Origin of the sequence: Desulfurella sp., assembly GCF_023256235.1 — a bacterium.
Lineage (GTDB): Bacteria > Campylobacterota_A > Desulfurellia > Desulfurellales > Desulfurellaceae > Desulfurella.
The window spans coordinates 7,375-9,306 of record NZ_JAGDWY010000007.1; the positions used below are offsets into that span (position 1 = coordinate 7,375).

A 1,932-nucleotide genomic window follows, 5' to 3' on the forward strand; every position below is an offset into this window, starting at 1 on the left:
ATTGAGCATGAAAGTATATTTAATAAAGAATCAAAAAAATTTGGCGCAAACAATGTAAGGGATTTTATACTGGGAATGAATGACGGCATTGTTGAAATTTTGGGTACAGTTGCAGGACTTAGTGCTGTGTACTTTGCCAATCCTTTTTTGGTTGGAATAAGCGGTTCAATTGTGGGCATTGCCGGAGCACTTTCCATGGGTATTGGCGCATTTATATCCGTTAGATCCCAAAGACAAATTGCTCAAAGCAAAAATGAAAGAAATGAGATGTTGTTTAGCGTTGCGCCAAAGCGTGCAATTGAAGTATTAAAACAAGATCTTATTGACTCAAACATAGATGAAAATATAGCTACTGAGATTACTAAAAAACTCCAGGACTCAAATACTGATTTATCAAAATTTTTAACTCAGGAAGTAGAAGAAAATGAATTGAAATCAGGTTTTTTTACAGCTATAGCATATTTGATTGGCGTACTGTTTCCCGTTACACCCTTTTTTATCTTTAAAACCTCAATGAGCGCGTTGCCTTTTTCAATATTGCTTGCATTTTTAGCTTTATCTAGCGTTGGTACAGTTGTTTCAATAGTATCAGGTATTTCTATAAGAAAAAAAGTATTTGAAATGGTAACCTCATCTTTTTTTGCCGCTGCATTTTCGTTTGGATTTGGTAAATTAATGCAAATTCTGTTTCATGTTAGCGTGTGATAGCTCAATATAAGCTTCGTATGCGTTTTTACAATCTTGATTTTCGTACATAATTGTGCCGTAGTTTTGTTTGCAATAGTGAAGTCTTTCAACGCATTTTTTAGGATGTGATAAGTAATATTCTTTAGAATGATATTGATGACACGCACTAAGTAAAAATGGTACAAAAAAAAGCAAAAGTATCTTAATTTTTTTTGTCATGAAATCACCTAAAATTATTGGACTAAATCATTGAAATCAATTAAAATAGCGCCCGCTTTTAGCATTTCATTGATAGACAATACTTCATCATCTGGTTTTAAATTTACAGCCTTTGAAGCATCGTGCAAAAAAAATGTAGTATAGTTAAAAGAAAGCGCATCCAAAATTGTTGCTTTTACACAATAATCCGTAGCAAGTCCACCCACAAATAATCGCTTAATATTTAAATTCTTTAATTTATCATTAAGGTCTGTACCATCAAAACCAGAATATGCGTCTTTATCTGGATTTGTTCCTTTTGAAATAATAAGTGTGTCATTTGGTAACCTTAAATCTTTATAAAACATTGATCCATCTGTATTTTGAATACAATGAATAGGCCATATACCTCCAAATTCTTTAAAAGACGAATGATTTTTTGGATGCCAATCTCTTGTGGCAAAAACAGGTCTATTGTTTTTTTCAAAAAACTCTATATAAGAATTGGCAAATTTGATAATATCACAGGCATTTGGTACAGCTAAACTGCCCACACAAAAATCGTTTTGAATGTCTACTAAAATCAACGCATCTTTGCTTGTAATTGATACCTTCAAGGCAATCACCTACTCCAGTCTTTTTAAAATACCTAATGTATAATCTTTACTGCACAATTCTTTTATATTCAACACCTGGCCTTCTTTAAGCCTTGTAAGCAAATGAAATACTATAGCTAAATCTCCCTGTTTCATTTTAATTGTTATGCGGTTATATTTAATATCAAGCTCTAAAAGTTCACTTAAAAATATTGCTGTTGCTTCATGACCTATAGCTGACACAAACACATTTTTATTTAAGATTTTCTTTGCTTGCAAAATGCTTATTTTTTTGTATCTATACAGCCCAAAATCTGTTAAAATAGGGCCATTTAGCACATATACCATAATGGTTTATAATAACAAATTTTGCAAAATATTCAATATTAAAAAAATTTTTTAAATTTTGCTTTACAAAATATACTTTTTTAAATAAAATGTTACAAATTTG

4 protein-coding genes are annotated in these 1,932 nt (G+C 30.9%); 1 reads left to right on the forward strand and 3 read right to left on the reverse strand.

Annotation, left to right across the window (positions count from 1 at the left end):
* Positions 1-705 (forward strand): VIT1/CCC1 transporter family protein (locus tag Q0C22_RS00720; RefSeq protein WP_291490175.1); only part of this gene is annotated, 705 nt, incomplete at its 5' end.
* Here Q0C22_RS00720 and Q0C22_RS00725 read toward each other — a convergent pair.
* The 3 genes from Q0C22_RS00725 to Q0C22_RS00735 are packed head-to-tail and all read right to left on the reverse strand — an operon-like array spanning position 673 to position 1,829.
* Positions 673-906, reverse strand: coding sequence for an EexN family lipoprotein (locus tag Q0C22_RS00725; RefSeq protein ID WP_287006864.1), 234 nt, complete (start codon positions 904-906; stop codon positions 673-675). The genes Q0C22_RS00720 and Q0C22_RS00725 overlap by 33 nt on opposite strands.
* Positions 907-920: 14 nt before the next feature.
* Positions 921-1,502, reverse strand: a complete 582-nt coding sequence (locus Q0C22_RS00730; RefSeq protein WP_291490176.1) for an isochorismatase family protein — start codon at positions 1,500-1,502, stop codon at positions 921-923.
* A gap of 9 nt (positions 1,503-1,511) precedes the next feature.
* Positions 1,512-1,829: a DUF1874 domain-containing protein gene (locus Q0C22_RS00735; protein WP_291490177.1), complete on the reverse strand. Its 318-nt coding sequence runs from the start codon at positions 1,827-1,829 to the stop codon at positions 1,512-1,514.
* Between the last annotated feature and the right edge of the window lie 103 nt (positions 1,830-1,932).

Excerpts from the sequence above, each read along its gene's own strand:
- Q0C22_RS00725 (WP_287006864.1), bottom strand. The coding sequence starts at position 906 with ATGACAAAAAAAATTAAGATACTTTTGCTTTTTTTTGTACCATTTTTA.
- Q0C22_RS00735 (WP_291490177.1), bottom strand. The coding sequence starts at position 1,829 with ATGGTATATGTGCTAAATGGCCCTATTTTAACAGATTTTGGGCTGTAT.